This window comes from Erythrobacter sp., assembly GCF_040217515.1.
GTDB lineage: Bacteria > Pseudomonadota > Alphaproteobacteria > Sphingomonadales > Sphingomonadaceae > Erythrobacter.
This window is the reverse complement of record NZ_JAVJPT010000003.1, coordinates 152079-176203: the sequence shown is the minus strand read 5'-3', so window position 1 is coordinate 176203 and position 24125 is coordinate 152079. Positions and strand designations below refer to the sequence as shown.

The 24125-nt window shown below is 65.2% G+C and carries 30 protein-coding genes; 14 read left to right on the top strand and 16 right to left on the bottom strand.

All coding sequences use genetic code 11. The features are described 5' to 3' along the window. Nucleotides 1-24: 24 nt before the first annotated feature. From RIB52_RS02475 to RIB52_RS02450, 6 genes are all read right to left on the bottom strand, one after another. Nucleotides 25-1011 (bottom strand): ParB/RepB/Spo0J family partition protein, encoded by a 987-nt coding sequence (locus RIB52_RS02475; protein WP_502879446.1) that lies wholly within the window; start codon nucleotides 1009-1011, stop codon nucleotides 25-27. Next, the gene (locus RIB52_RS02470) at nucleotides 1008-1784 is read right to left on the bottom strand and encodes a ParA family protein (RefSeq protein ID WP_350172564.1); all 777 of its coding nucleotides are present in this window, start codon (nucleotides 1782-1784) and stop codon (nucleotides 1008-1010) included. The genes RIB52_RS02475 and RIB52_RS02470 overlap by 4 nt, the downstream gene beginning before the upstream one ends. A 49-nt stretch (nucleotides 1785-1833) precedes the next feature. After that, nucleotides 1834-2451 (bottom strand): 16S rRNA (guanine(527)-N(7))-methyltransferase RsmG, encoded by a 618-nt coding sequence (gene rsmG, locus RIB52_RS02465; RefSeq protein ID WP_350173137.1) that lies wholly within the window; start codon nucleotides 2449-2451, stop codon nucleotides 1834-1836. Between the two features lie 11 nt (nucleotides 2452-2462). Then, entirely contained in the window at nucleotides 2463-4328 is a 1866-nt protein-coding gene (mnmG, locus tag RIB52_RS02460; RefSeq protein WP_350172562.1) for a tRNA uridine-5-carboxymethylaminomethyl(34) synthesis enzyme MnmG, read from the bottom strand. 78 nt (nucleotides 4329-4406) lie between these two features. After that, on the bottom strand, nucleotides 4407-5690 hold the full coding sequence (mnmE, locus tag RIB52_RS02455; protein ID WP_350172560.1) for a tRNA uridine-5-carboxymethylaminomethyl(34) synthesis GTPase MnmE: 1284 nt from the start codon (nucleotides 5688-5690) through the stop codon (nucleotides 4407-4409). A 23-nt stretch (nucleotides 5691-5713) separates the two neighbouring features. After that, nucleotides 5714-5995, bottom strand: coding sequence for a DUF6489 family protein (locus RIB52_RS02450; protein ID WP_350172558.1), 282 nt, complete (start codon nucleotides 5993-5995; stop codon nucleotides 5714-5716). A 157-nt stretch (nucleotides 5996-6152) separates the two neighbouring features. Between RIB52_RS02450 and RIB52_RS02445 the strand changes: the two genes are divergently transcribed. Then, nucleotides 6153-6851 (top strand): dienelactone hydrolase family protein, encoded by a 699-nt coding sequence (locus tag RIB52_RS02445; protein ID WP_350172556.1) that lies wholly within the window; start codon nucleotides 6153-6155, stop codon nucleotides 6849-6851. Continuing rightward, the gene (locus RIB52_RS02440) at nucleotides 6848-7258 is read left to right on the top strand and encodes a nuclear transport factor 2 family protein (RefSeq protein WP_350172554.1); all 411 of its coding nucleotides are present in this window, start codon (nucleotides 6848-6850) and stop codon (nucleotides 7256-7258) included. The genes RIB52_RS02445 and RIB52_RS02440 overlap by 4 nt, the downstream gene beginning before the upstream one ends. Here RIB52_RS02440 and RIB52_RS02435 read toward each other — a convergent pair. The 3 genes from RIB52_RS02435 to rho form a co-directional block, all read right to left on the bottom strand. Next, nucleotides 7255-7671 carry a BLUF domain-containing protein gene (locus RIB52_RS02435; RefSeq protein WP_350172552.1) on the bottom strand — a complete coding sequence of 139 codons (417 nt, stop codon included), beginning with the start codon at nucleotides 7669-7671 and terminating at the stop codon, nucleotides 7255-7257. The two genes, RIB52_RS02440 and RIB52_RS02435, sit on opposite strands and share 4 nt — an antisense overlap. A gap of 125 nt (nucleotides 7672-7796) precedes the next feature. Continuing rightward, nucleotides 7797-8189 carry a BLUF domain-containing protein gene (locus tag RIB52_RS02430; RefSeq protein ID WP_350172550.1) on the bottom strand — a complete coding sequence of 131 codons (393 nt, stop codon included), beginning with the start codon at nucleotides 8187-8189 and terminating at the stop codon, nucleotides 7797-7799. A 37-nt stretch (nucleotides 8190-8226) separates the two neighbouring features. Further along, a complete protein-coding gene (gene rho / locus RIB52_RS02425) occupies nucleotides 8227-9492 on the bottom strand; it encodes a transcription termination factor Rho (RefSeq protein ID WP_350172548.1) in 1266 nt (421 codons plus the stop codon). A 219-nt stretch (nucleotides 9493-9711) separates the two neighbouring features. On the opposite strand from rho, the gene RIB52_RS02420 reads away from it, so the two are divergent. Further along, entirely contained in the window at nucleotides 9712-10698 is a 987-nt protein-coding gene (locus tag RIB52_RS02420) for a phosphatase PAP2 family protein (RefSeq protein ID WP_350172546.1), read from the top strand. Nucleotides 10699-10776: 78 nt separating this feature from the next. Here the strand turns inward: RIB52_RS02420 and RIB52_RS02415 are convergent, their stop codons facing one another. Further along, nucleotides 10777-11229, bottom strand: coding sequence for a CopD family protein (locus RIB52_RS02415; RefSeq protein ID WP_350172544.1), 453 nt, complete (start codon nucleotides 11227-11229; stop codon nucleotides 10777-10779). A 3-nt stretch (nucleotides 11230-11232) separates the two neighbouring features. After that, entirely contained in the window at nucleotides 11233-12249 is a 1017-nt protein-coding gene (gene hemE / locus RIB52_RS02410; RefSeq protein ID WP_350172542.1) for a uroporphyrinogen decarboxylase, read from the bottom strand. Nucleotides 12250-12579: 330 nt separating this feature from the next. Between hemE and RIB52_RS02405 the strand changes: the two genes are divergently transcribed. The 10 genes from RIB52_RS02405 (at nucleotide 12580) to RIB52_RS02360 (ending at nucleotide 19279) form a co-directional block, all read left to right on the top strand. After that, on the top strand, nucleotides 12580-13425 hold the full coding sequence (locus RIB52_RS02405) for a pyruvate, water dikinase regulatory protein (RefSeq protein WP_350172540.1): 846 nt from the start codon (nucleotides 12580-12582) through the stop codon (nucleotides 13423-13425). After that, entirely contained in the window at nucleotides 13422-14042 is a 621-nt protein-coding gene (locus RIB52_RS02400; protein WP_350172538.1) for a Maf family protein, read from the top strand. Before RIB52_RS02405 ends, RIB52_RS02400 begins: the two co-directional genes overlap by 4 nt. After that, nucleotides 14039-14893, top strand: a complete 855-nt coding sequence (locus RIB52_RS02395) for a shikimate dehydrogenase family protein (RefSeq protein ID WP_350172536.1) — start codon at nucleotides 14039-14041, stop codon at nucleotides 14891-14893. Before RIB52_RS02400 ends, RIB52_RS02395 begins: the two co-directional genes overlap by 4 nt. Further along, nucleotides 14890-15507 carry a dephospho-CoA kinase gene (gene coaE / locus RIB52_RS02390; protein WP_350172534.1) on the top strand — a complete coding sequence of 206 codons (618 nt, stop codon included), beginning with the start codon at nucleotides 14890-14892 and terminating at the stop codon, nucleotides 15505-15507. The genes RIB52_RS02395 and coaE overlap by 4 nt, the downstream gene beginning before the upstream one ends. A gap of 100 nt (nucleotides 15508-15607) precedes the next feature. Continuing rightward, a complete protein-coding gene (gene dnaQ / locus RIB52_RS02385) occupies nucleotides 15608-16309 on the top strand; it encodes a DNA polymerase III subunit epsilon (RefSeq protein ID WP_350173135.1) in 702 nt (233 codons plus the stop codon). A gap of 41 nt (nucleotides 16310-16350) precedes the next feature. Next, nucleotides 16351-16926: a ribosome hibernation-promoting factor, HPF/YfiA family gene (hpf, locus tag RIB52_RS02380; RefSeq protein ID WP_350172532.1), complete on the top strand. Its 576-nt coding sequence runs from the start codon at nucleotides 16351-16353 to the stop codon at nucleotides 16924-16926. 152 nt (nucleotides 16927-17078) lie between these two features. Continuing rightward, a complete protein-coding gene (locus RIB52_RS02375) occupies nucleotides 17079-17540 on the top strand; it encodes a PTS sugar transporter subunit IIA (RefSeq protein ID WP_350172530.1) in 462 nt (153 codons plus the stop codon). Nucleotides 17541-17567: 27 nt separating this feature from the next. Further along, nucleotides 17568-18047, top strand: coding sequence for a PaaI family thioesterase (locus RIB52_RS02370; RefSeq protein WP_350172528.1), 480 nt, complete (start codon nucleotides 17568-17570; stop codon nucleotides 18045-18047). Next, a complete protein-coding gene (locus tag RIB52_RS02365; protein ID WP_350172526.1) occupies nucleotides 18044-18379 on the top strand; it encodes a DUF1491 family protein in 336 nt (111 codons plus the stop codon). The genes RIB52_RS02370 and RIB52_RS02365 overlap by 4 nt, the downstream gene beginning before the upstream one ends. A gap of 207 nt (nucleotides 18380-18586) precedes the next feature. After that, entirely contained in the window at nucleotides 18587-19279 is a 693-nt protein-coding gene (locus RIB52_RS02360) for a cell wall hydrolase (protein ID WP_350172524.1), read from the top strand. Nucleotides 19280-19374: 95 nt separating this feature from the next. On the opposite strand, the gene xth is transcribed toward RIB52_RS02360, so the two are convergent. Genes xth through RIB52_RS02345 form a run of 3 tightly spaced genes read right to left on the bottom strand, consistent with a single transcriptional unit; the run spans nucleotide 19375 to nucleotide 21049 of the window. Beyond that, complete coding sequence (gene xth, locus RIB52_RS02355) at nucleotides 19375-20184, bottom strand: exodeoxyribonuclease III (protein ID WP_350172522.1); 810 nt, start codon at nucleotides 20182-20184, stop codon at nucleotides 19375-19377. A gap of 58 nt (nucleotides 20185-20242) precedes the next feature. Continuing rightward, nucleotides 20243-20572 (bottom strand): iron-sulfur cluster insertion protein ErpA, encoded by a 330-nt coding sequence (gene erpA / locus RIB52_RS02350; protein WP_350172520.1) that lies wholly within the window; start codon nucleotides 20570-20572, stop codon nucleotides 20243-20245. A gap of 48 nt (nucleotides 20573-20620) precedes the next feature. After that, on the bottom strand, nucleotides 20621-21049 hold the full coding sequence (locus tag RIB52_RS02345) for a CBS domain-containing protein (RefSeq protein ID WP_350172518.1): 429 nt from the start codon (nucleotides 21047-21049) through the stop codon (nucleotides 20621-20623). Between the two features lie 131 nt (nucleotides 21050-21180). Between RIB52_RS02345 and RIB52_RS02340 the strand changes: the two genes are divergently transcribed. Continuing rightward, a complete protein-coding gene (locus tag RIB52_RS02340; RefSeq protein WP_350172517.1) occupies nucleotides 21181-21495 on the top strand; it encodes a hypothetical protein in 315 nt (104 codons plus the stop codon). Between the two features lie 4 nt (nucleotides 21496-21499). Here the strand turns inward: RIB52_RS02340 and RIB52_RS02335 are convergent, their stop codons facing one another. Together RIB52_RS02335 and RIB52_RS02330 are read right to left on the bottom strand one after the other, a co-directional pair. Then, nucleotides 21500-21928 (bottom strand): (2Fe-2S) ferredoxin domain-containing protein, encoded by a 429-nt coding sequence (locus RIB52_RS02335; protein ID WP_350172515.1) that lies wholly within the window; start codon nucleotides 21926-21928, stop codon nucleotides 21500-21502. Beyond that, on the bottom strand, nucleotides 21925-24078 hold the full coding sequence (locus RIB52_RS02330; RefSeq protein WP_350172513.1) for a dipeptidyl-peptidase 5: 2154 nt from the start codon (nucleotides 24076-24078) through the stop codon (nucleotides 21925-21927). Before RIB52_RS02330 ends, RIB52_RS02335 begins: the two co-directional genes overlap by 4 nt. Nucleotides 24079-24125: the final 47 nt, after the last annotated feature.

Here is a 24125-nt window from a genome sequence, read left to right as displayed (position 1 = left end):
GGAAGAGCCGTGGCTAACGCGGCGCTAAAAATCCCCGCCGGTCAGGCGCTGGCAGACAAGATCGAGCTGGTCGAGCGAGGAATAGCGGATTGTCACCGCACCCTTGCGCGGGTCTGCGTCTGCCTTGATTCGCACCGGCAGGCCGAGAAATTCCTCGAGATGGCGCTGCACCGCCTCGATATCGGCCTCCCCTTCGCGCGGGGCGCCGGGCCCGCTGCCCTGTTTTTCCGCACGCTCTTCCGTCGCCGCGCGGGCCGCGTTGCGAACCAGTTTCTCGATCTCGCGGACCGACAGGTTCTCGTCCACCGCCTGCTGGGCGAAACGTCCCGCACCCTCTTGCCCGATCAGGGCCCGGGCATGGCCCATCGAAAGCCGCCCGCTCTCGACCAGGTCGAGCACCTTTTGAGGCAGGTTCAAAAGCCGCTGGAGATTGGCGACATGGCTGCGGGATTTTTCGACCATCCGCGCAATGTCCGCCTGCGTCATCCCTTCTTCATCGGCAAGTCTTTGATAAGCCCGCGCTTCTTCGACCGGATTGAGATCTTCGCGCTGCAGGTTCTCGATCAGCGCGAGCGCCATCACCTCGCGATCGTCCAGCTCGCGCACCAGCGCCGGGATTTCATGCACCCGCGCCTTCTGCGCGGCCCGCCAGCGCCTTTCCCCGGCAACGAGCTGGTAGCCGGTTGTCCCGTGCGGACGGACGATGACGGGCTGGATCACCCCCCGCGCCGCGATCGAGGCAGCGAGCTCGTCAAGCGCGGCCTCGTCGAAATGCTTGCGCGGATTGCCCGGCAGGGGCGAAATCGCGGCGGTGGACACCATTTTGAGCGGCGAATCGCCGGCGGGTGCGCTTGAAGTTTCGGCGACCTCAGCTTCGGACTGGACGAGCGGCTCCTCGCGGCGGGTCTCGCCCATCAGCGCGCCCAGCCCCTTGCCGAGTTTCTTCTTGCGGTCGGTCGGGGAACGTTGGGGTACGGACAGATGGATCGGATCGGTGGAACGTTCGCTCACGCGGCCTTCCTCTCGGGCGGAAAGCGGCCGATCAATTCGCGCGCCAGGGCGATATAGGCGCGGCTGCCGGTGCACGAATGGTCATAGACGAGCGCGGGCAGTCCGTGGCTCGGCGCCTCGGAGAGACGGACATTGCGCGGGATCACGGTTTCGAAGACCAGTTTGCCCAGACATTCGCGCACGTCCTCGGAGACCTGGTCGGTCAGGCGGTTGCGCCGATCATACATGGTCAGCGCAACACCGATGATGTCGAGCCCCGGGTTGAAGCGTTGCTGAACCCGCTCCACCGTCTGGAGCAGCTGGCTGAGCCCTTCGAGGGCGAAAAATTCGCATTGCAGCGGCACGAGCAAGGTGTCGGCGGCGCACAGCGCGTTCAGCGTGAGCAGGCCGAGCGAGGGCGGACAGTCGATGAAGCAGATGTCGTGCCCGCCATGATTGGCCAGCGCGGCGCGCAGCTTGGCGGTGCGGTCCTCGACGGAAACCAGCTCCACCTCAGCCCCGCTCAGGTCCTGGGTCGCCGGGACGACATCGAGGCCGGGAATACTGGTGGGCACGACCGCCTCGGCCAAAGGATATTCGTCGACCAGTAGGTCATAGCTCGAAATTTCACGTGCCCCCGCCTCCACGCCGAGGCCGGTCGAGGCGTTGCCCTGCGGGTCCATGTCGATCAGCAATGTGCGCCAGCCCGTTGCCGCCATCGCGGTGGCGATGTTGATCGCGGTGGTGGTCTTGCCCACCCCGCCCTTTTGGTTGGCTATGGCTATGGTCAGCATGATCGGGTCCCTTCTCGGCGCTCTGCCCGGAGGGCGGCGCTTAGGCGTTTCAGGCATTCACAATGATGCCCGCGTCGCGATCGGTCAATGAATGTTCCACGTGGAACATGTCTCGAATCGGCTTTTCGGCCTGCCCCAGTTCGTGCGCCGCCGAGCGCCCCTTCGGCAAGACGTAACGGGTCGCCCCTGTGGAGAAGGGTGCGGATAAGCGCAGGAGCTTTGTCAGTGGGGCGAAGGCGCGTGCCGAAATGACCCATGCGGGAAAAGGGTCGACCGTTTCGAGGCGCTGGCCGATTGCGCGGCAGCGCCGCAGGTCGAGGGCGCGAACGCAGTTCTCCAAAAACTCAACCCGGCGGGCGCGGGATTCAACCAGGACGATATCCCAATCCGGCCGCAGCGTCGCGATGACGAGGCCGGGAAAACCCGCCCCCGTGCCGAGATCGAGCCAGGGCCCGACGGGCGATGTTTCACGTGGAACATGTTCGAGCAATTGCGCGCTGTCGGCCATGTGACGCTGCCATAGCTGCGCTTCGGAAGGTTTCGCGATCAGGTTCTGGCGCGCATTCTCGTCCAGCAGGAGTTCGGCGAAGCGCTCCAACCGCTGCATCGCCGCCGCATCGCCCCATTCGGCGACATAGCGCCGTGCCTGCTCCTCGGTCTCGATCAGTGCCGGTTCGATCACGCGGCGCGCTGACCGGCGCCCTGCCGGCGGCGGGCCTGAACGAGCAGCGCCGACAGCGCGGCAGGCGTGATTCCCGGGACCCGCCCGGCCGCTGCAAGCGTCGCCGGAGCTGCCGAAGAAAGCCGCTCGACCATTTCGTTCGAAAGACCCGGGACCGAAGCATACGGAAAATCGGCCGGCAGCTTCAAGCCCTCGCTCGCCCTCAGATCGCGCAATTCCGCGTCCTGCCGGGCGAGATAGGGCGCGTAGGCGGCGTCCTCTGCCATCTCGGCGGCGAGCATCGGGTCGATCGCGCAGGCTTTGCCGAGCCACGGGGAAAGCGTCTCGAGGTCAAGCCCGTCATGGCGCAGCCAGTGCGACAGCGATTTCTCCCCCCCGTCGCGCCGCACTGCGAGACCCGCCTTGGCGAGTTCGCGCGCATGGAGCGGCGTATCGAAAGCCGCGCCGATCTGGGCCCGCGCCTCTTCGCGCCGTTCGAACCATACGCGCCGTTCCTCGCCCACGCACCCTGCCGCAATGCCCAACCCCGTCAACCGGGTCGACGCATTATTGGCACGCAGGCGCAGGCGATATTCGGCGCGCGAGGTGAGCATGCGATAGGGCTCCGTTACGCCCTGCAGGGTGAGATCGTCGATCATCACCGCGATATAGGAATTCGACCGGTCGAGCCGGGGCGCCTCGCGCCCGACCGCCGCCGCTCCCGCTTCGAGCCCGGCGACGAGGCCTTGGGCTGCGGCTTCCTCGTATCCGGTCGTCCCGTTGATCTGCCCCGCGCAGTAAAGGCCCGGAATCGCGCGGACCTGCAAATCGGGCGTGAGCGCACGCGGGTCGATATGGTCGTATTCCACCGCATAACCCGGCACGACCATTTCCACGTGGGACAGGCCGGGCATGGCGCGCAACATCACCTCCTGCACGTCGACGGGGAGCGAGGTGCTGATCCCGTTGGGATAGACGACATGGGTGTCGAGCCCTTCGGGCTCGAGAAAGACCTGGTGGCCGTCCCGGTCGCCGAAGCGGTGGATCTTGTCCTCGATCGAGGGGCAATAGCGCGGTCCCGCCGCACCGATCGCGCCGGAGAAAAGCGGCGAGCGGTGGAGATTGGCTCTGATAGCGTCGTGCGAAGCGTGCGTCGTGCGGGAGATTGCGCAGAAGACCTGCGGGTTTGCGCGCCGCTTCGTCAGGGGTGACATCGTCCAGCCGTCGGAATCCGAAGGCTGCTCGGGAAGCGCGGCCCAATCGATTGTTCGCCCGTCGAGGCGCGGCGGTGTGCCCGTCTTGAGACGCGCCATGGGAAGATCGGCCCCGCGGAGCTGCTCAGCGAGCCGGGTCGCCGCATTCTCGCCGATGCGCCCACCCTCGAAGCGTTCCTCGCCCCGGAAGAGCACACCGCCCAGAAACGTCCCGGTACACAGGATAACCCGGGTCGCTCGGAGCTTCGTGCCGTCCGCCAGTTCCAGCCCGGCAACGACGCCGCCCTCCAGGACAAGCGCGGCCGCCTCACCCTCTATCATGGTAAGGTTCGCCTGGGCCCGCACGACACGCTGCACCGCCGCCTTGAACCTCTTGCGATCCGCCTGGATGCGCGGTCCCCATACGGCACTTCCCTTGGACCGGTTGAGCATCCGGTAATGGACGGCTCCGGCATCCGCCGCGCGGCCCAGCACGCCGTCGAGCGCATCGACCTCGCACACGAGATGCCCTTTGCCGAGCCCCCCGATCGCCGGATTGCAGCTCATCGCGCCGATCGCTTCGAGCTCGAAGCTCACAAGACCAGTGCGCGCACCGATGCGCGCGGCCGCACAGGCGGCTTCGACCCCGGCGTGCCCGCCGCCGATGACGAGGACATCGAATTCGTGCATGGCGCGCCAGATAAGCTCTGAACGCGGGCTCGTCAAAGCCTGGGGACCGAATGTTTCACGTGAAACATCCAGGCGGGCTCATTTTCCGATGCAGAATCGTCCAAACAGCGCATCCAGCATGTCCTCAGTCGTCGCGCGCCCGACCAATCGGTCGAAAGCGAGTCGCGCCCGGCGCAATTCCTCCCCGACAAGCAGCAGGTCATCCAAACCCCGCACCGTGCCGAGCGCCTCCACCGCTTCGCCCAGACGCGCATGCTGGCGCGCATTCAGGGCCACCTCGCCCGGTTTCGGAAGGTTTTCCCGGGCATGCATCACGAGGTCCTCCTTGAGCCCGGCCAAACCTTTCCCCGTAATCGCCGAAAGGGTGTGCCGCGCCGCTGTCTTCGCCATGAAATCCACCGTGTCGGAGCGTGTGGCGATTTCCCACGCGCCTTCCGGTCCCTGCCCCTCCTCGCCGAGCCACAGCACGCAATCGGCCCGACCGATCTGCCCGTGCGCCCGCTCGATCCCGATACCTTCGATTTCGTCGCTCCCGATATCGCGCAGGCCCGCCGTATCCACGAATGTGAAAGGCACGCCGCCGATCGCGACCGAACGCTCGATCACGTCCCGAGTCGTCCCGGCGATGGGCGAAGTGATCGCCGCCTCGCTTTCGACGAGGGCGTTGAACAGGGTCGACTTGCCCGAATTGGGAGGGCCGGCCAGAACGACGCGGAAACCCTCGCCCAGACGCTCGGACCGCGGGCGGTCGAGCCATTCTTGGATTTCCCCGGCGAGGTCGGCAATGTTCCACGTGAAACATTCGGGGAGGCCCTCGGCATCCTCCTCGTCGGAGAAATCGAGCGCCGCCTCGACCTGCGCCGACAGCCCGAGCAACCGCTCGCGCCAATCATCGGCGGTGCGAGAGAGCGCGCCGCTCGCATTGGAAATCGCGGCGGAGCGCTGCAATTCGGTTTCGGCGGAAAGGAGGTCGGCCAATCCCTCCGCTTCGGCGAGATCTATGCGGCCATTTGCAAAGGCCCGGCGAGTGAATTCGCCAGGCTCGGCCGCCCGCAAGCCGGGCAGGGCTGCAAGCGCCCGTTCGACCGCCGCGAGCACGGCGCGTCCGCCATGGCAGTGGAATTCGGCGAGGTCCTCGCCCGTTGCGGTTGCCGGCCCGGGAAACCACAAGACCAGCGCCTCGTCGAGAAGCGCGCCGTTCGCATCGTGCAGCCGCGCGAGGCTCGCCCGGCGCGGTGCCGGCCGCTTCCCGCACAGCGCCTCGATCGCATCCGCCGCAGCGGCCCCGCTGACCCGGATCACGGCGATTGCGGCCGGGGGCGAGCCGCTCGATACGGCGAAGATCGTATCCGTGGATGTCATCGAAGGATGCGCCCGCCCGCGCGTCAGTCCGAAGGCTTGTCCTTTTCGGGCATCTCGCTCCCGCCGCGCGATCCGGCACCCTGCCCCATCCCGCTTTCGACAAAGCTCTGGAACAGTTTCAGCCCCATCTGCCCCATCGGGGCGAGCCGTTCGGCATATTCCTGCAGCTGGTCGGGATTGCTCACGCCCTTCATTGCCTTGGCGAGATTGTCGACATAGATCGAGTTCGCCGGGGTCACGTCCGGCAGGCCCATGAAGGTCCGCGCTTCCTCGGGCGTGCAGTCGATTTCGATATTGATCTTCATGCGGCCGGTCCTCCCGTCATGGCGCCTGCCCCTTGTGGGCCTACTCCATTTGGGTTTGCCAAGCCCCGAGCGCAATGGATATGGCGCGTTTCACGTGGAACCGATGGGAGCCGCCTCGTTTGAAGGCATGCACCCCCAATCAAGGAGAGAGCCAGCGATGACCGAGACCGTGAGCATCAAGACCCTCGAAGGCGATGCCAGCTTCGACGCCTATGTCGCCCACCCGACGCAGAAGCCCCATGCGGCGATCCTCGTCATCCAGGAAATCTTCGGCGTGAACACCGGGATCCGCCAGAAATGCGACAAGCTCGCCGCCGAAGGCTATCTCGCCGTCGCGCCCGACCTGTTCTGGCGGATCGAGCCGGGCGTCGAACTCGATCCGGACGTCGAGGCCGAATTCAACCGCGCGCTCGACCTGATGGGCAAGTTCGACCAGGACACCGGGATCAGGGACATCGAGGCGACGATCAACCACATCCGCCAGGAAATGGGCGTCGTCAAGGTCGGCTGCGTCGGATACTGCCTCGGCGGGCGGCTCGCCTACATGACCGCGGCCCGCACCGATGTCGATGCGAGTGTCGGATATTACGGAGTCGGGATCGACGGCCTGCTGGGCGAAAAGCACGCCATCGCCAATCCTCTGTTGCTCCATATCCCGACCGAGGACGGCTTCGTCGACAAGGCTACGCAGAAAGCGATGCACGAAGGGCTCGACGACCATCCCAAGGTCACGCTGTACGATTACGAGGGGCTCGACCACGGCTTCGCCACCGAGATCGGCAAGCGCCGCGACGAAGAAGCCGCGAACATCGCCGACGGGCGCACCTCCGCCTTTTTCACGGAGCACCTTGGATGAACGAGCCGGCCGACGGACGGGCAAATCTAGCGCGGTGGCACGCCTATATGGAAGGCGGCAGCGATCCGGCGGTACTGTCCGACATGCTGGCCGACGACGCGGTGTTCCATTCGCCCGTCGTCCACACGCCGCAGGCGGGCAAGGCCAAGGTCATGGCCTATCTCACTGCGGCCTCGGACGTGTTCGGCAATGGCAGCTTCCGCTATGTCCGCGAGGTCGTCGACGGCGACGAGATGATGCTCGAATTCGTGGCGGAGATGGATGGCATAACCGTCAACGGGGTCGACATCATCCGTTTCGGAGATGACGGAAAGATCACCGATTTCAAGGTCATGATCCGCCCCCTGAAAGCGATCAACAAGGTCTGGGAAATGATGGCCATGCAGCTCGAAAAACCGCGCAGCTAGCCGGCGCGCGCCGCCAGGCAGCCTCCTATCGTGGCGTAGAATTCCCGCAAGGCAGTGTCGATCGTTGCCGGGATCCGGTCACCGAATTGCTCCGCCATGAAACGGCGCGCGCCCGCCTCGTCGGGTTGTTCGATGCGGCGCATGCGCCAGTCCGGAAACAGCCGCTCGGTTATCGGCCGCTCGCTCAGGACTGTCACGTCGCTGTGCCGCGTATCCTGCGCGATCACCCGGAAGGTTCGCCGCAATTCGAGATGGGGCCCTTCGAGCAATTGCAGGAAGTGCCCCGAGGAATAGATCAGGAAACCGGAAAGGCCGACCCTGCCATTGGCCCGCTTGGCACGGAAGACGATCCGGAAAATATCGTCCCCTCCCAGGGTCTCGCTCGCAACGCTGCGATAGATAATCTCGCGCATGCCATGTCTCCCAGAATCACCAAGCAACTTGCTGATTACGCGGGAAAACCATGCGCACGTTTTACCGCGCGACTAAGCAATTCACCCTAGGTGCGCGCCGCAGGCGACATCGCCGCCCAGGCCGCCTAGTTGAGGATCGCAAAATTAAGGATGATCCGCCGCGTCTGCTCGTCGAGATCGGCGGGTAGATCACGCTCGAGCTGGTCGCGGCGACCCGCAATGCTCTCCGCGATCAACACCCGCTTCATAGCCCAGCCAGGGCATGCGCGCTGTTCGATCGCCCTTCGCTCCAGGATCGAAACACCGGTATGGCGCGGGTCGTTGCCGATTCGCACCATCAGCGCGACCAGGGCCGATTCCTCCCCTTCGATAAGCTGGAGGAAATTGCGCCCGTTATAGAGCAGCAGTCCGGTTATCCCGCGTTCGGGATTGTTGCGCGCGCTCGCTTCGAGGATCGAATCGACATCCCCGCGCGAGAGGTTCGGCGCGGTGCTGATATAAAGATACTGGCTGAGCATCGTCCCGTCCCGCCATCGGTCCCCCGCACGCCAACCGCTACTGGTTCATCGTGTCGAAGAAATCCTCGTTGGTCTTGGAGTCCTTCATCTTGTCGAGCAGGAACTCCATGGCATCTACGGTGCCCATCTGCATGAGGATGCGCCGCAGGACCCACATCTTGGACAGGCGGTCCTTTTCGACCAGCAATTCTTCCTTGCGCGTTCCGGACTTGCCGACATCGAGCGCGGGGAAGATGCGCTTGTCCGACACCTTGCGGTCGAGGACGATTTCCGAATTGCCGGTGCCCTTGAACTCTTCGAAGATGACCTCGTCCATGCGGCTGCCCGTGTCGATCAGCGCGGTCGCGATGATCGAAAGCGATCCGCCTTCCTCGATGTTGCGCGCCGCGCCGAAAAACCGCTTCGGCCGCTGCAGCGCGTTGGCGTCGACACCGCCGGTCAGCACCTTGCCCGACGAGGGAACGACGGTGTTGTAGGCCCGGCCAAGACGCGTGATCGAATCGAGCAGGATGACCACATCATTCTTGTGCTCGACCAGGCGTTTCGCCTTTTCTATGACCATTTCAGCGACTTGCACATGCCGATTGGCAGGCTCGTCGAATGTCGAGGAAATCACCTCGCCGTTCACGCTGCGCTGCATGTCGGTGACTTCTTCGGGTCTTTCGTCGACCAACAGGACCAACAGGAACACGTCAGGGTGATTATCGGTGATCGCCTTGGCAATGTTCTGCAGCAGCACCGTTTTACCCGTCCGCGGCGGGGCGACGATCAGCGCTCGCTGGCCCTTGCCCTGCGGGGCGATGATGTCGATCACGCGGGCCGACTTGTCCTTCACGGTCGGATCGGCCTGGTCGAGGTTGAGCTTGCTATCGGGATAAAGCGGCGTGAGATTGTCGAAATTGGTCCGCAGGCGCACCGCTTCGGGCTCGTCGAAATTGACCTTGTAAAGCGTGGTCAGTGCGAAATAACGTTCCCCGTCCTTCGGTGCGCGGATTTCGCCCTCGACCGTGTCACCCGTGCGAAGGCCCCACTTGCGGATCTGGTTGGGCGAGACATAGATATCGTCGGGACCGGCGAGATAATTCGCCTCGGGGCTGCGCAGGAAGCCGAAACCGTCCTGCAGAACCTCGATCGTGCCGATGCCCATGATCTTTTCGCCATATTCCTCGTCCTCGGCGAGTTCGCGCAGGATGGAGAAGAGCAGGTCCTGCCGGCGCATGGTCGAAGCGCCCTCGACCCCCAGCTCTTCGGCCATGGCGACCAGTTCGGCCGGCGTTTTCTTTTTCAAATCCTTGAGATGCATTGGAATTTTTCCGAAAAATGGGCCCTGTCAAAAGGGCAGTTTGGAAAGCCGGCAGGTCGTAGGGGCTTGGGGAAAGCAAACCGGGTATTGTCGATCGCAATACCGCGAACCGGTGAGAGCTCGAATTAGGCCCGCCCGATGGGCGCGTCAATTCGCTTTCGCATGCCGAACGTCCGCACTGGCAACACATCCTTAACCACGAATTCGTAACGCGTCGGCATGTCACCGATCACCATTCCGCAGACGATCGCCGGAAACGGCGGGTTCGAGCGATGGAGGCATTTTCTCCCGCGCGAACAGAGCCGCTTGGCCTACGCTTCGCTGCTCGGGCTCGCACTGCTGGCGGGGAGTGCCTTCGCACTTCTTCCGGTGGTCCACAACTGGAGCGAACTCGGCCCGGTCTGGGCGGGGCTTGCCGCCCTGCTGGTGATGGGACGGTATCTCGAACGGGACCATTCGCACGTGATCGGTGGCCTGCTCGAAATGATCGGGATGTTCTTCCTGCTATCCATGATGGGTTCGCTGACCGGGTCGGTTCTCGCGACCACGGCTCTGCCGACGGTCGACGCGGCCCTTGCCGGGATCGATGCCGCCATCGGGTTCGAATGGCTGCCAACGTTCCGCGCATGGCAGGAAGTGGATGGCGTTTTCGCGGCCCTGTCGATCGTGTATTCCTCGTTGTCCTGGCAGCCCGTCGTCCTGCTAGGCTTGCTCACGGTCGGCGGTCACCACGCGGCCGCCTGGCGCTTTCTTGCGGCCTGGGGCATCAGCCTGCTGATCACGATGCTGGTTTTCCCGTTCTTTCCCGCCCATGCGAATTTCATCGTGAACGGGATCGATCCCGCCGAAGTCCCGGGCATCATGGTCCCCTCGGGCTGGTCATTCGCCGCGAGTTTCGACGGGCTGCGCGACGGGTCGATCCTCCTGATCGGTCGAGACGAACTCGACGGGCTTGTCACCTTCCCCAGCTTTCACACCAGCGCGGGCATCCTTCTGGCCGCCGGATTCGCTCCGCTCGGCCGGATCGCATGGCCGCTTTGCCTGCTGAACGCGGCGATGGTCGTATCGGCCGTGTTCATCGGAGCCCATTACCTGGTCGACATTCTCGCCGGAATCGCGATCGCTCTTCTGGGGCTCTGGGTGGCCGAGTTTCGTGTTCCGACAGGCGAAACGAAAACCGAGCAGGATTTCGGCCCCAAGCCATGAAACGGGCCTGCGGGCACGCGACCGCAAAAACGGGCCGGACGCTATTCTGGTCGGGGCGAACTTCGCGGCTCCGACCGATCAGGAAAGCGCGACCCTCACGACATAAACCGTGACGACGATGAGCACGAGCAGCACGCCCGGGATCTCGCCCACCATCCGCAGCCGCTTTTCACTCAGCGGGCGTTCGCCGCGCGCCATTGCCTTCGTCTTGGCGACCAGCCAGCCGTGATAACCCGAAAGAAGCACGACCAGCGTGATCTTGATATGCAGCCAGCCTTCGGTGAAATAGCCCATCGCCCATGCCTGCGTCAGCCCCAGCACCCAGACGATGATCAGGCTCGGGGTGAGGATGATCTTGCGCAGCAGGCCCATACGGCGGGCCCATTGCTGCTCCTCGCCGGAACCGGGCGCGGCATCGAGCATGTAGATGCACTGCCGCGGCAGCATGAACAGCCCGGCGAGCCAGAAGGTCATGAAAATGACATGGCCTGAAACCAGCCACGGGTAGATCGTGACGATCGCCTCTCTCATCGCCTATCCCCTCAGCGCCGCGAGCAATTCCTCGACATGGGCGATCGGCGTGTGCTGGCCGATCCCGTGGCCGAGATTGAAGATGTGCGGCCGGTCGCCGAACGCCTCGACGATCGCGCGCACCCGTTTCGGCAGGGCCGGCCCGCCTGCCTCGACCAGCAGCGGATCGAGATTGCCCTGCACCGGCATGCCCGCGGGCAGGCTGGCATCGACCCAGCCCGGATCGAGCGTTTCATCCATCCCGATGGCGTCCACCCCGGTCTCCCTCGCGTAGGCCGGAAGCTTCGCACCTGCCCCCTTGGGAAAACCGATCACCGGCACATCCGGGTGAGAGGCCTTGAGCTCGGCCGTGATCGCGGCATTGGGGGCGATCACCCAGCGTTCGAATTCGTCCGGGGCGAGGCTCCCCGCCCAGCTGTCGAACAATTGCACCGCTTCGGCGCCCGCATCGATCTGCCCGCGAAGATACTTCACCGATGTCTCGATGATCGCATCTACGATCGCCTGCAGCCGCGCCGGATCGCGATAAGCCAGCAAGCGCGCGGGGCCCTGGTCCTTCGACCCCTCGCCCGCGATCATGTAGGTCGCGACCGTCCATGGCGAACCCGCAAAGCCAAGCATGGTCACGGTCTCGTCGATCATCGCGCGGGTGCGCCGCACGGTCTCGTAGACCGGCTCGAATCGCTCGTGGCTCGCGGTGAAGCTGTCGAGCTCGACCTCGAGCAGCGTCGGCGAGAGTTTGGGCCCCTCCCCTGCGAGGAATTCGAGCCCCTGTCCCATCGCATGCGGCACGATCAGGATGTCGGAAAACAGGATCGCCCCGTCGAAACCGAAACGGCGGATCGGCTGCACGGTGACTTCGGCGGCGGACTCGCTGTCATAGACGAGTTCGAGGAAACCGCCCTTTTCCGCCCTTAACGCCCTGTATTCAGGCAAATATCGCCCTGCCTGACGCATCAGCCAGACGGGCGGGACGGGCTGGCGAGAACCTTTGAGCGTGTCGAAAAGCGGACCGGGCATGGGACTCCCTTAAACAAATAGAATATCTTTTTAAAAGGATTGATGGTTTGAGTTGGCCCTGTGGAAAGCGGGGATTGCCGGGCCTTGCCCGATTATCCCGCGCGAAACCAGCCTTGATGTGGGCCGGCGAATCCCGCTCCTTGCGCGGTCAAGCCAAGCTTGTCCCCGTTCTTCACAGCCGGTCGGGATCGCCCGCCGGATGTCGACAAGCCGTCTTGCCGAATGGCGCGCAGCGGGCAGGAAAATCCATGCTCACCTTGTCCGCCAACTGATCCCGTGGTTTATGCCCCCTGCTTTCCACAGGCTCGCAAGGCGACACGCGACAGACGGATGAACCGACTCAATCTCCACCTCGTATCGGATTCGACCGGCGAAACGCTGGAGATGATCGCGAAAGCGGCGCTCGCGCAGTTCGACGATCCACCCGTCAGCCGCCATTTCTGGCCGATGGTCCGTTCGCGCCAGCATCTCGACCGGATCGTTCCCGAATTCGCGGCCAATCCGGGGCTGGTGCTGTACACCCTCGTCAATCCCGAAAGCCGCGCGCGACTGGAAGAACATTGCCGCCATCTCGGCCTGCCCGCCGTGCCCGTGCTCGACCAGGTGACCGCTGCGCTTGAAAGCCAGCTGGGGCAGGAGGCGCATGGCCGGCCCGGTCGCCAGCACTCGATGGACGAGCATTATTTCCGCCGGGTGGACGCGATCCATTACACTATCGCGCATGATGACGGGGTCGGGCACGAGGAATGGGAAGAGGCGGATATCGTGCTGGCAGGCGTCTCGCGCACGTCGAAAACGCCCACCAGCATCTATCTCGCCAATCGCGGCTACAAGGTCGCCAACATTCCGCTGGTGGTTGAAAGCCCCCCGCCCGATGCCCTGTTCGGCCTGCGCCACCCGCTCGTCGTGGGGCTGACCACCGCGCCCGAGCGGCTGGTCCAGATCCGGCGCAACCGGCTGCTGTCGCTGAACGAGGGGACAGAGACCTCCTATGTCGACAATGACCGGGTCAAGGCCGAGCTGCAGTTCGCGCGCCGCCTGTTCGCCGACAATGGCTGGCCGGTGATCGACGTGACCCGCCGGTCGATCGAGGAGACTGCGGCTGCGGTCATCCGGCTCGTGCAGGACCGCTCGCGCCGTTCGCCCCAGATCGGCGGGGTCGCGAAGCCGATATGAGCGCCTGGAGCCCTCCGCGCCTGATACTCGCCTCAAGGTCCGCCTCGCGCCGGGCGATGCTCGACGCCGCTCGCGTGCCTTACGCCGCGATCCCGGCCGATGTGGACGAGCGCGCGGTGGAAGCCTCGCTCGAAGATGCGGCCCCCGGCGAGATCGCCGAGGCGCTGGCTGTCGCCAAGGCCGCCGCGCTCGCCCCCGCCCACCCCGATGCCCTCGTGCTCGGGAGCGACTCGCTGGTGGCGGTCGAGGGCCGTCGCTTCGACAAACCCGGGAGCCGTGAACAGGCCGCCGAGCACCTGCGTTTCTTTTCGGGCAAGGTGATGGAGCTCCACAGCGGCGCGGCAATCGTCAAGGGAGTGGGCGTGAAGGGGAAAGGCTGCGAATGGAGCCACGCTGCCCTCGCCCGCCTGCATGTGCGCGACCTGTCGGATGCCTTCGTCGAAAGCTATCTCGCAGCCGAGTGGCCCGAAATCGGGAATTGCGCCGGGGCCTTCCGGATCGAGGCCATGGGCGTGCAATTGTTCGACCATATCGAGGGCGACCAGTTCACCGTTCTCGGCATGCCGCTGCTTCCCGTCCTTGGCGCGCTGCGCGAACTCGGGGTGATCGAGGCATGAGCCGTCCCTATGCGGAAGTGATCGGCGATCCCATCGCGCAGTCGAAATCTCCGCTGATCCACAATTTCTGGCTCGGTAAGCTCGGTCTGGAGGCCGAATACCGCGCGACCCGCGTTACCGCCGACACGCTGGCCGACTACTTTGCCGACCGCCGCGCCGACCCGGACTGGCGCGGGTGCAACGTCACCATGCCGCTGAAGCAGCGCGTGTTCGACCAGCTCGATATAGTCGACCTTCACGCCGAAGTCGTCGGGGCGCTCAATACCGTCTATCGCCACGGGGACGCAGTGGCAGGCATGAACACCGACACGCTCGGATTCCTCGAGCCGTTGCGGCCCGCTCTCGGCACCCCGCACCTGTTCCGCATGGCCCGCATCCTCGGCACCGGAGGGGCGGCCAGGGCGATCGTCAACGGGCTTGCGGTCAACGGCTTCACCATCGTCCTTGCCGGGCGAAACAAGGACAAGGCGCGCGAGTTGATCGAGGACCTTGCCGGGGACGGCGACCACCACACCGCCTCCCTCGCCCATTTCGCAGCGCCGACCGAATTCGCCTTCGACGACCGCGAGCAGTGCCTCGATCTCGTCGTCAACGCCACGCCGCTGGGGATGCGGGGCCAGCCGCCGCTCGAATTCGACTGGAGCCACGCCCCGCCGCGCAGCATCGCGTATGACATCGTCACCGATCCGGTGGAGACGCCTTTCCTCGAAAACGCGCGCGCACACGGCTTCGCGACGATCACGGGCCTGTCGATGCTGGTCGGCCAGGCCGCCGCCGCCTTCGAGCGGTTCTTCGGCCAGCCCCCACCGCGCGATACCGATTCCGAACTGATGGACCTGCTTCGCCGATGACTGCCGAAAATCCCGCTCGCCCCCCGCTCATGCTTGGCCTCACCGGCTCGATCGGCATGGGCAAGTCGACCGTCGCCGCCATGTTCGAGGAGGCGGGCGTGCCCGTCTTCGATGCCGATGCCGAGGTCCGCGCGATGCAGGGCCCAGGCGGCGAACTGGTCGCGCGGATCGAGGAGGCCTTTCCCGGATCGACCGGCCCCGAAGGCGTCATTCGCGAGGCGCTGGGCGCGCAGGTTTTCGGCGACCAGGATAAGCTGAAAAAGCTCGAGGCGATCGTCCATCCTGCAGTCGGCAATCGGCGCGCACAGTTCCATGCCGACAATGCGAAGGCGCAAATGGTACTCTTCGACATTCCCCTGCTTTTCGAACGCGGCGGGGAAAATGCCTTCGACGCGGTGATCGTCGTCTCCGCCCCGGCCGAACTCCAGCGCGAGCGCGTGCTCGTCCGGCCCGGCATGACGCGCGAAAAATTCGAGGACATCCTCAAATTGCAGGTTCCCGATGCCGAAAAGCGTGCGCGCGCGACCCATGTGATCGATACCGGCACCAGCCTCGCGGAGACCCGCGCGCAGGTCGAAAGCCTGATCCGGGAGCTCAGGTCCGCGCGGGGATAGCGGGGCGCGGGCCTGCCGCCTGCGTGGGGCCCCCACGGCATCGGGCCCCTTGCGCGAGGCGGCGCTTGGGTGGATAGGTCGCAGGATGCAGAGCGAAACCTTGCGCGAGATCGTCTTCGACACCGAAACCACCGGGCTCGATCCCACGACCGGTGACCGGATGGTCGAGATCGGCTGCGTCGAGATGGTCGGCCGCGTGCCCACCGGCGCCACTTTCCACGCCTATTTCAATCCCGAACGCGACATGCCGGCCGACGCAGAGAAGATTCACGGCCTGTCGACCGCTTTCCTGTCGACCAAGAAACTGTTCCGCGACCATGTCGAGGAATTGCTCGAATTCCTCGGCGATTGCCCGCTGGTTGCGCATAATGCGGGGTTCGATTTCGGCTTCCTCAACGCCGAACTCGCCCTGATCGGCCGCGCGCCGATCGGCACGGAGCGAATGATCGACACCGTCGCCATCGCTCGCAAGCGGCATCCGGGGGCGAAGAATTCGCTCGATGCGTTGTGCACGCGCTACGGGATCGATCGCAGCCACCGGGTCAAGCACGGGGCGTTGCTCGATGCCGAACTGCTCGCGCAGGTCTATATCGAGCTCACCGGCGGGCGTCAGATCGGGCTCGAACTCGCCGCGGAGGCCTCCACGCCGAGCGTCGCGCGGGGGATCGCTCCCGCCGGGGCTTTCGTGAGCGCGTCCGACCGCCCGCGCCGCGCGCCGCGCCCGCATGCCCCCAGCCCGGCGGAACTCGAACGGCACCGCGCCTTCATCGAGGGGATCGAGAACGCCATCTGGACGCGCTGACCCCCAGCGGTCCGTTCGCCCAGAAAAGAGGAGCGAAGCCCATGGATATCCGCATTTCCGGCCACCAAGTCGATACCGGCGCGGCCCTGCAGGAGCACGCGAGGGAGCGATTGGGGGCGATCGTTCAAAAATATTTCGAGCACGCCCTGTCGTGCCACGTCACTTTCGGCAAGGCACCGGGCGGCAGTTTCACCTGCGATATCGTGACTCACGCCACGCAGGGCCTGATCGTCAAGGCGCATGGGTCGGCCGCGGACGCCCATATCGCTCTCGACGAAGCGGCAGGCCGGATCGAGAAGCAATTGCGCCGCTACAAACGTCGTCTCACCGACCACCACGAGCGCGCCAGCCAGCTCCGTGCGGAGGAGGAAGCCGCCTACACCATCTTCGCCGGGGAAACCCCCGGCGCTGATAGCGCAGAGGAAATCGCCGCCGATGCCCCGCCCGTCATCGCCGAAACGCGCGTCGATATCCCGACCGGGACGGTCGCCGATGCGGTGATGATGCTCGACCTGCGCGATACGCCCGCATTGCTGTTCAAAAACGCTGGCACGGGCAGGCATAATATGGTTTACCGCCGCGCCGACGGGTCGATCGGCTGGGTCGAACCGCGTTAGGACCTTGGGAACGCCCGCCATGCAGATTGCGGGCATGTCGAAAGGTCCCGTCTTCGCAAGGCACGGCCACCCCGCTCCCGCCCGGCGGCCTGCCCCGCGTGACAGGATAGTCTGCCCCTCGGGGGCTTGCTTGATCGGAAACCGGTATATTCATGGATATCAACATCACCATCGTGCCCGAAGCGGTCCGTATCGCTCGGCCCGAAACCAAGCCACAGGTCCTTGGCGCGCTGGCGGGCTGCCTTGCGGATGTTTACGGTCTCGATGCGGACGAGGTTCTCGACGGGCTGGAAACGCGCGAGGCACTGGGCAGCACCGGGTTCGGGCGGGGCATGGCGATCCCCCATTGCCGCGATCCGCGCGTGCGCAAACCGACGCTGGCGGTGCTGCGGCTTGACCAGCCCGTCGATTTCGCCGCCGCCGATGCGCAGCCGGTCAGCCTCGTCTTCGGCCTGGTCTCGCCGGAAAATGCCGGGGCGACCCATCTTCACGCGCTCGCCGCGATCTCGCGCCTGATGCGCGACGAGACGAAGTTGCAGGCGCTGGCCGATGCGCCTGATGCCGAGGCGCTCTATGCCGTTCTGACCAACCAGTTCCTGCGGGACGCCGCGTGAGGCCGCGCCCCCGCGGCAGCTGAGCCGATGACCGATCCCGGTTCCCACGATCGCAGCAGCGCGCAGTTGCACCATCGCGCGCTAGAGCGTCTTTACGCCTCCGCCCCGGTGAACGCCAAGTTCGACTCGAATCTCGAAATCCTGGGCGAAGGGCGCTCGCGGCTGGTCTTTACCGTCGGCGAAGATGTCTATCATGCCGCCGGGGCCGCGCACGGGACGATCTATTTCAAGATGCTCGACGATGCAGCCTTCTATGCCGCCAACACGCTGGCGACCGACCGGTTTTTGCTGACCACCAGTTTCAACATGCATTTCACGAAACCGGTGCGCGGGGGCCAGGTCATCGCGGAGGGGCGCTGGGTGAGCGGGCGCCGCCGCGTCTTCGTTGCCGAATCGCGGCTGGTCGACGAAGAGGGCGACGAAATCGGGCGCGGCACGGGGACCTTCATGCGCTCGCGCATCGCGCTGTCCAGCCTGCCGGGCTATGTTTCGGGCGAGAGCGGTTGAGCACCCGCCTGCCCGCCCATCTCGAAGTCGGCGCGATCCTGCGCATGGCCGAATCGGAAGGCGGCATGGCGACGGTGCTGGCCCGGGGAGAGCGCGATGCGGGCAGCGTGCTTGTCGTGATCATGCGGCGCGGCGAAAATGCCACACTGCACGAACGGATGCCGGGGCTCGATTTCGAGCGACGCTATACCCTGACGAGGTCGCAGGACCCGGAGGATAAACAAGCGTTTACCGACTATCTTGACCGCCGCACGCGGCAGGATCCCGACAGCTGGATCGTCGAGGTCGATGTCGACGACCCCGAAAAATTCGCCAAGCGCCTCCCGGAATAGGTTGACTTGGTTTCAATTGAGACTATTTCGCCGCGAGCTTCACGGTGCGCAGGCCGGGACGCGGGCAATTCGGTCCGCTGAACGGCACGCAGACGGGGAGCCGCCGGCAGGCACAGCGAACCACCCCCTAAACTGACCCCCTCGCGAGATATCGCAACAGGTTCCAGCCTGCGTCGGAGCGCGCTCACCGCCCAACATGAAGAGATCATGGGCCGCAAGACCTATTCCCTGAGCGCCGTCGCAATCGGCGCGACAGCCTCCCTGAGCTTCTCGAGCGCCGACGGCGCCGAGGCGTTCGCACAGAATTCCGATTCCCCGATGCAGGCGGCGGGAACGCAGCCGATCGATTCGCAGGCGGTTGAAACGCCCGCAGACGGCATCGAAATCGTCCCGCAGGAGACGGTCTTCGTATCCGAGGAAGTGGTCCAGCCGCTCCCCGGCGAGGGGGACGCGGCCGAAATCCCGGAATCCGACATCGCCGCCACATCCCTGCCGGAGCTCGTCTCGATGATCCCGCAGGAGGATCGCATGAGCGAAGAGATGAGCTGCCTTGCCGGGGCCGTCTATTTCGAATCGCGCGGCGAGCCGCTCGCCGGGCAGCTCGCCGTCGCGCAGGTCGTCATCAACCGCGCCGAGGACAGCCGTTTCCCCGCGAGTTATTGCGGCGTCGTCTACCAGCGCGCGCAGTTCTCCTTCGTGAAGAACGGCCGCATGCCCCGCATTCGCACTCATACCCGGGCCTGGCAGCGCGCCAAGGCGATCGCGCGGATCGCGCATGACGGCATGTGGGAAAGCCCGGCAGGCGATGCCGTGTTCTTCCACGCCAATTACGTCCGCCCGAAATGGAGCTACCGCAAGCAGCGGCTCGCCCAGATCGACACGCATATCTTTTACAGGTGATCCTCGCTCATGCGACCTGACGGTCGCATCGCTGCGGGGCGGTCGCCTGGCCTTGCGGGCTCCCCATTGGGGGAGCCCGTTTCATTGAGAACCCTTTAGGTCCCTAATTCCACCCACACCGGCGCGTGGTCGCTGGCCTTTTCGCGGCCCCGGTGCTCGCGGTCTACGCCCACGGCTTCCAGCCGGTCGGCGCATTCGGGCGAGAGCAGGACATGGTCGATGCGAAAGCCATGGTCGCGCTGCCACGCGCCGCCCTGGTAATCCCAGTAGGTCCAGACGCCTCCGCGCGGATTGAGCGTGCGCAGCGCGTCCGTCCACCCGTCGCCGAGCAGCCGGGCGTAGGCGGCGCGCGATTCGGGCTGCATCAGCGCGTCGTTCGCCATCGCCTTTACCGACCAGACATCGTCGTCCTCGGGAATGACGTTGAAATCGCCCAGCACCACTGCCGGGACCTCTTCCGCCCAGATCGCTGCCATGCGCGCGCGCAGGGCTTCCATCCAGGCGAGCTTGTAGTCGAATTTCGGTCCCGGCCGGGGGTTGCCGTTGGGCAGGTAAAGGCACGCGACGCGCATCGTGGATGAGGGGCCGATCGCCTCCACTTCGAGATAGCGCGCCTGTTCGCCCTCCCCGTCCTTGGGCCCGTCGATGCCGAGCCCGCGTCGCACCTCCCTCGGCGGCTCGAAACCGGCCTTGCCGTCGGTCAGCACCGCGACGCCGTTGAAGGCTTTCTGCCCGTGGGTGAGGACATGGTAGCCGAGCGCCTCGATCTCCTTGCCCGGGAACGTCTCGTCGAGGCTCTTGATCTCCTGCAGGCAAGCGACTGCAGGCCGCGTTTCGGCGAGCCATTCGGTGAGGCGCGGGAGCCGCGCCTTGATGCCGTTGATGTTGAAGGTCGCGATTTTCATGGCGCGCGTGATGCCGGGAAGAGTGCGCGCTGTCTAATTCAAATCCCGGAAGCTTAATTCAAATCCCAAAGCTGGAGCCGCAGCCGCAGCCGGCCGCCGCATTGGGGTTTTCGACCCGGAACGCCGCCCCGCCAAGCGATTCTACGAAGTCCACCACGCTGCCTTCGACAAGGTCGAGGCTTACCGAATCGACCACCAGCTTGACCCCGTCGGTCTCGCTGACCGTGTCGTCGCCCTGCGCGCCTTCGGCCAGGTCGAACTTGTACTGGAAACCGGAACAGCCCCCGCCCTCGACCGAAAGCCTGAGAATGGCAGGCTTGGTCTGTTTCTCGGCGATCATCGCGACTCGCTTTGCAGCGGCGGGAGTGAGGGTCAGTGTCTGGGTCATCGTCCTGCCAAGATAGGGCGCTTTCGCGCTTTGCTCAAGATGCGCCTGTCATGTCTGGATATAGGATCGCAGCGCCTCGGCCTCGTGCTTGACCTCTTCGATCTTCGATTTGACGAGGTCGCCGATCGAGATGAAGGCGACGAGCCTGCCGCCATCGATAACCGGGAAATGGCGGAAACGGCGGCGGGTCATCAGCGCGAGCGCATCGTCCACGCTGGTTCCGGGTTCGACCGTCACGGCTGGCGAAGTCATGATCTCGCTCACGGGCAGATCCATGCAATCGCGTCCCTTTTCGGCGATCCGGTAGATCACGTCGCGCTCCGAAACGATCCCTGCGACGCGCCCCTGATGCATCACGGGAAGCGCGCCGATGCGCTGCCCGGCCAGCATCCGCACGGCCTCGACGACCGGGGTCGCCGCGTCGCAGGAAATGATGTCCTCCCCCCGGCGTCCGGCAATGATATTGGCAATGGTCATGGTCGACTCCTCTCTCCATGGGGCAAAATGCCACTCTTGGGCAGGAAAGGCGAATCCGGACCCGTCCCTCCAACGCCGACCTTGCGCGCGCTTCGTTTGCAATGCGGTGCGATTCACCCCATTGAGGGCCGATGGCCAACAAGTCCCCGCTCGATAACCCGGAAAATGCCGCCCACGCCTGGGCGCGCTACCGCCAGATCATGAAATTGTTGATGGCCGTGACGATCGCCACGGTCACGCTCGCCCTCGGGCTGCTCTATGCCTTCAACGGCATGGTCTCGGTGCATTATTTCATCGCGGTCGCGCTGGGCATCGCTTTCACCATGCTGCTTTCGGGCGGGCTGATGGGGCTGGCTTTCCTGTCCAATGGAACGGGCCATGACGAGGCGGTCGACAATCGCCTGCCGCAAGCCGACGAGCTGTTCGGGCGCAAGGACCGCGACTAAGCCGTCAGTCCTCGCCCGGCGGGGTGAGGCGGTAATCCTCCACCGGCACGCCGCCGACGAGATGTTCCTCGATGATCCGTTCGAGCGCTTGCGGCGTGCAGGAATGATACCACACGCCATCGGGCCAAACGACCGCGATCGGCCCGCGCGCGCAGATTTGCAGGCAGTCGGCCTTGGTCCGCTGCACACCCCCGCCCGCGCCTTTCGGGTGATCGGCGGTGCGTTTCGGCCCCACCAGTCCGCGCTCCTTCAACCGGGTCTTGAGAAACGCCCAGCTTTCCGCACCCGCCTCGGGCGAACAGCATTTTGCCTTGTCCGACAGCGCACAAAGGAAGATGTGCCGTTCGACGGGGGCCGTATCGCCGCGTGCGGGGTCGCTTTCGTAATGCCGGGCGAGCGAGGAGCGGGCGGAGAGAAGCTCGTTATCGCTCATTCGCTCGCCTCGCCTTGATCCAGCCAGCGATCCAACCAAGCGAAGACCGTCTCGTGCCATTGCAGCGAGTTTTCCGCGCCCAGCACCCAGTGGTTCTCGTCCGGGAAGACCAGCAGCTGCGAAGGGATGCCCCGCTCCTGCAATGCGGTGAAGCTCTGCAGCCCCTGCGTATAGGGAACGCGGAAATCCTTCTCCCCGGTCACGACCAGCATCGGCGTTTTCCAGCTGTCGACGTGATTGGCCGGATTCCAGCGCTCGTAGGTCTCGCGCGCCTCCGCATAAGAACCGCCGAAATCCCGGCGCGGGAACCACAGCTCCTCGGTCGAATAATAGAAGCTGCGCAAGTCGAACAGGCCGTCATGCTGGATGAGGCAGTCGAAGCGATCCGGCCAGTTGCCCGCGATCCAGTTCACCATGTAGCCGCCATAGCTCGCCCCCATGGCGCAGGCGCGGCTGCCGTCGATCTGGCTGTCGAGTTTCAGCGCGGCGGCAAGGCCTTTCTGCAGGTCGACGAGCGGTTTTCCGCCCCAGTCGCCGCGGATCGAATCCATGAAATCCTGCCCGTATCCGGCGCTGCCGTGGAAATCGACCGAGATCACGGCATAGCCCTGGCTCGCCACGACGCGCGGGTTCCAGCGCGAGGACCAGGCATCGTTGAACGTGCCCTGCGGCCCGCCATGGACATACAGGATCGCCGGGATCGGGCCCTGCTGGTCCTCGAGCCGGGTGATCTGGCCCCACACCGTGTCGCCGCCCGCGCCTTCGAACCGGAAGCGCGTCGTCTCTATCGAGGCGAGTTCGCCCATCCGGGTCGTCACCACGTCGGTCAGCGGGCGCGCCTTGCCCATATCGTTCGACAGGTAGAGTTCGGGCGGCACCCCGATCGAATCGCGCGTGAACAGCAGCCGGTCCCCCTCGAGCGGGACGAGATTGGCGATATGCGCTTCATTGCCCGCGATCAGGTCCAGCTGGGTCACGTCGCCGGTTTCCGGATCGATCCGGTAGGTCGGCACGTCGAGGGTGTCGGCGGCGGTGGCGAGCAGGTAGGAGCCGTCCGCGCTCCATGTCAGCGAGCCGAAGGAGAGGTCCGTGTCCGCGGTCAGGGCGCGCGTCTCGCCCGTTGAAAGATCGCGCAGCTGCACCACCAGCCGGTCGGACTCGTAGCCGGGGCACGCCATGGCGAGATATGCGAGATAGCGTCCGTCGGGCGACGGGGCGGGTCCGGTGTCGGTCGCGCGGTTCTGCGCCGTGAGTTCGACCGGGCCCGAGCCCGAAAGGTCGTTCCACCAGATGTCGAGATCGGTCGAGCCCGGCTCTTCCGCGCCCGCCTCGCGCACGACGAAATAGATGCCCGACCCGTCCGGTGCCCAGGCGATGTCCTCGCCCCCGCCGAAAGGCATGGTCGGGGTGTTGCCGGTTACGCCGCCGCCCGGTTCACCGTCGAGCGGGAGCGGGTCACCGACGACGGTCCCGTCTTCCATGCCGAACACGAAAACGCGGTTGAACACGCCCGGACGCAGCCAGCGGTCCCAGTGACGGTAAAAGCCCCCATCGCCGTCATAGAGCCGGCCCGTGCCGGTGCCCCTGTCGCCCTCGTCGCAGCCGAAGGCTTCGCAATCGCGCGCCACTTCGCTCCACAGGGCGACTCCATTGCCGGCGGGCGAGAGCTTGAAACCAAGGATGTCGGTGCCGGGAATGTCGGCGACCGGGATCGGGCCGGTGACGTTTCCGCTTGCTTCCAGCGCGGCGCGCCACAGGCGGGTGCGCTGCTCGCGCGTTTCGTCCGGGTGTTCGTCGCTAAGGAAATAGAGGAAATCGTCCGGTCCGAAGGTAAGGCCGTGCGCGCTTATGCCGAGGTCGAATTCGACCGGTTCGGCACCCTCTACCGCGAGGTCGAGCAGGTAATGCTTCGACGAGCGCGCGAGCGTCTCGGGATCGGTGACGGTCACGGAATAGACGGCATAGCGGTCCCGCGCCACACTCGGCGCGCCGAGGCGCGGCATGGTGACGAGATCGCGCGCAGTCATCGCCGGAGCTTCGAGCCCGGGCAGGCGGCCCTGATCGTCGGTGTGGTCGTCGGCCGTGAGCGGCGCGCTTGCGAGAAGGGCGAGCGAAGCGGCGATGGTGCCGCCTTGGCGAAGGGCTTTCATGGCGACGCCTGTTAACGCCTGGGGCCGGGCCATGCCAGCGAAAGCCG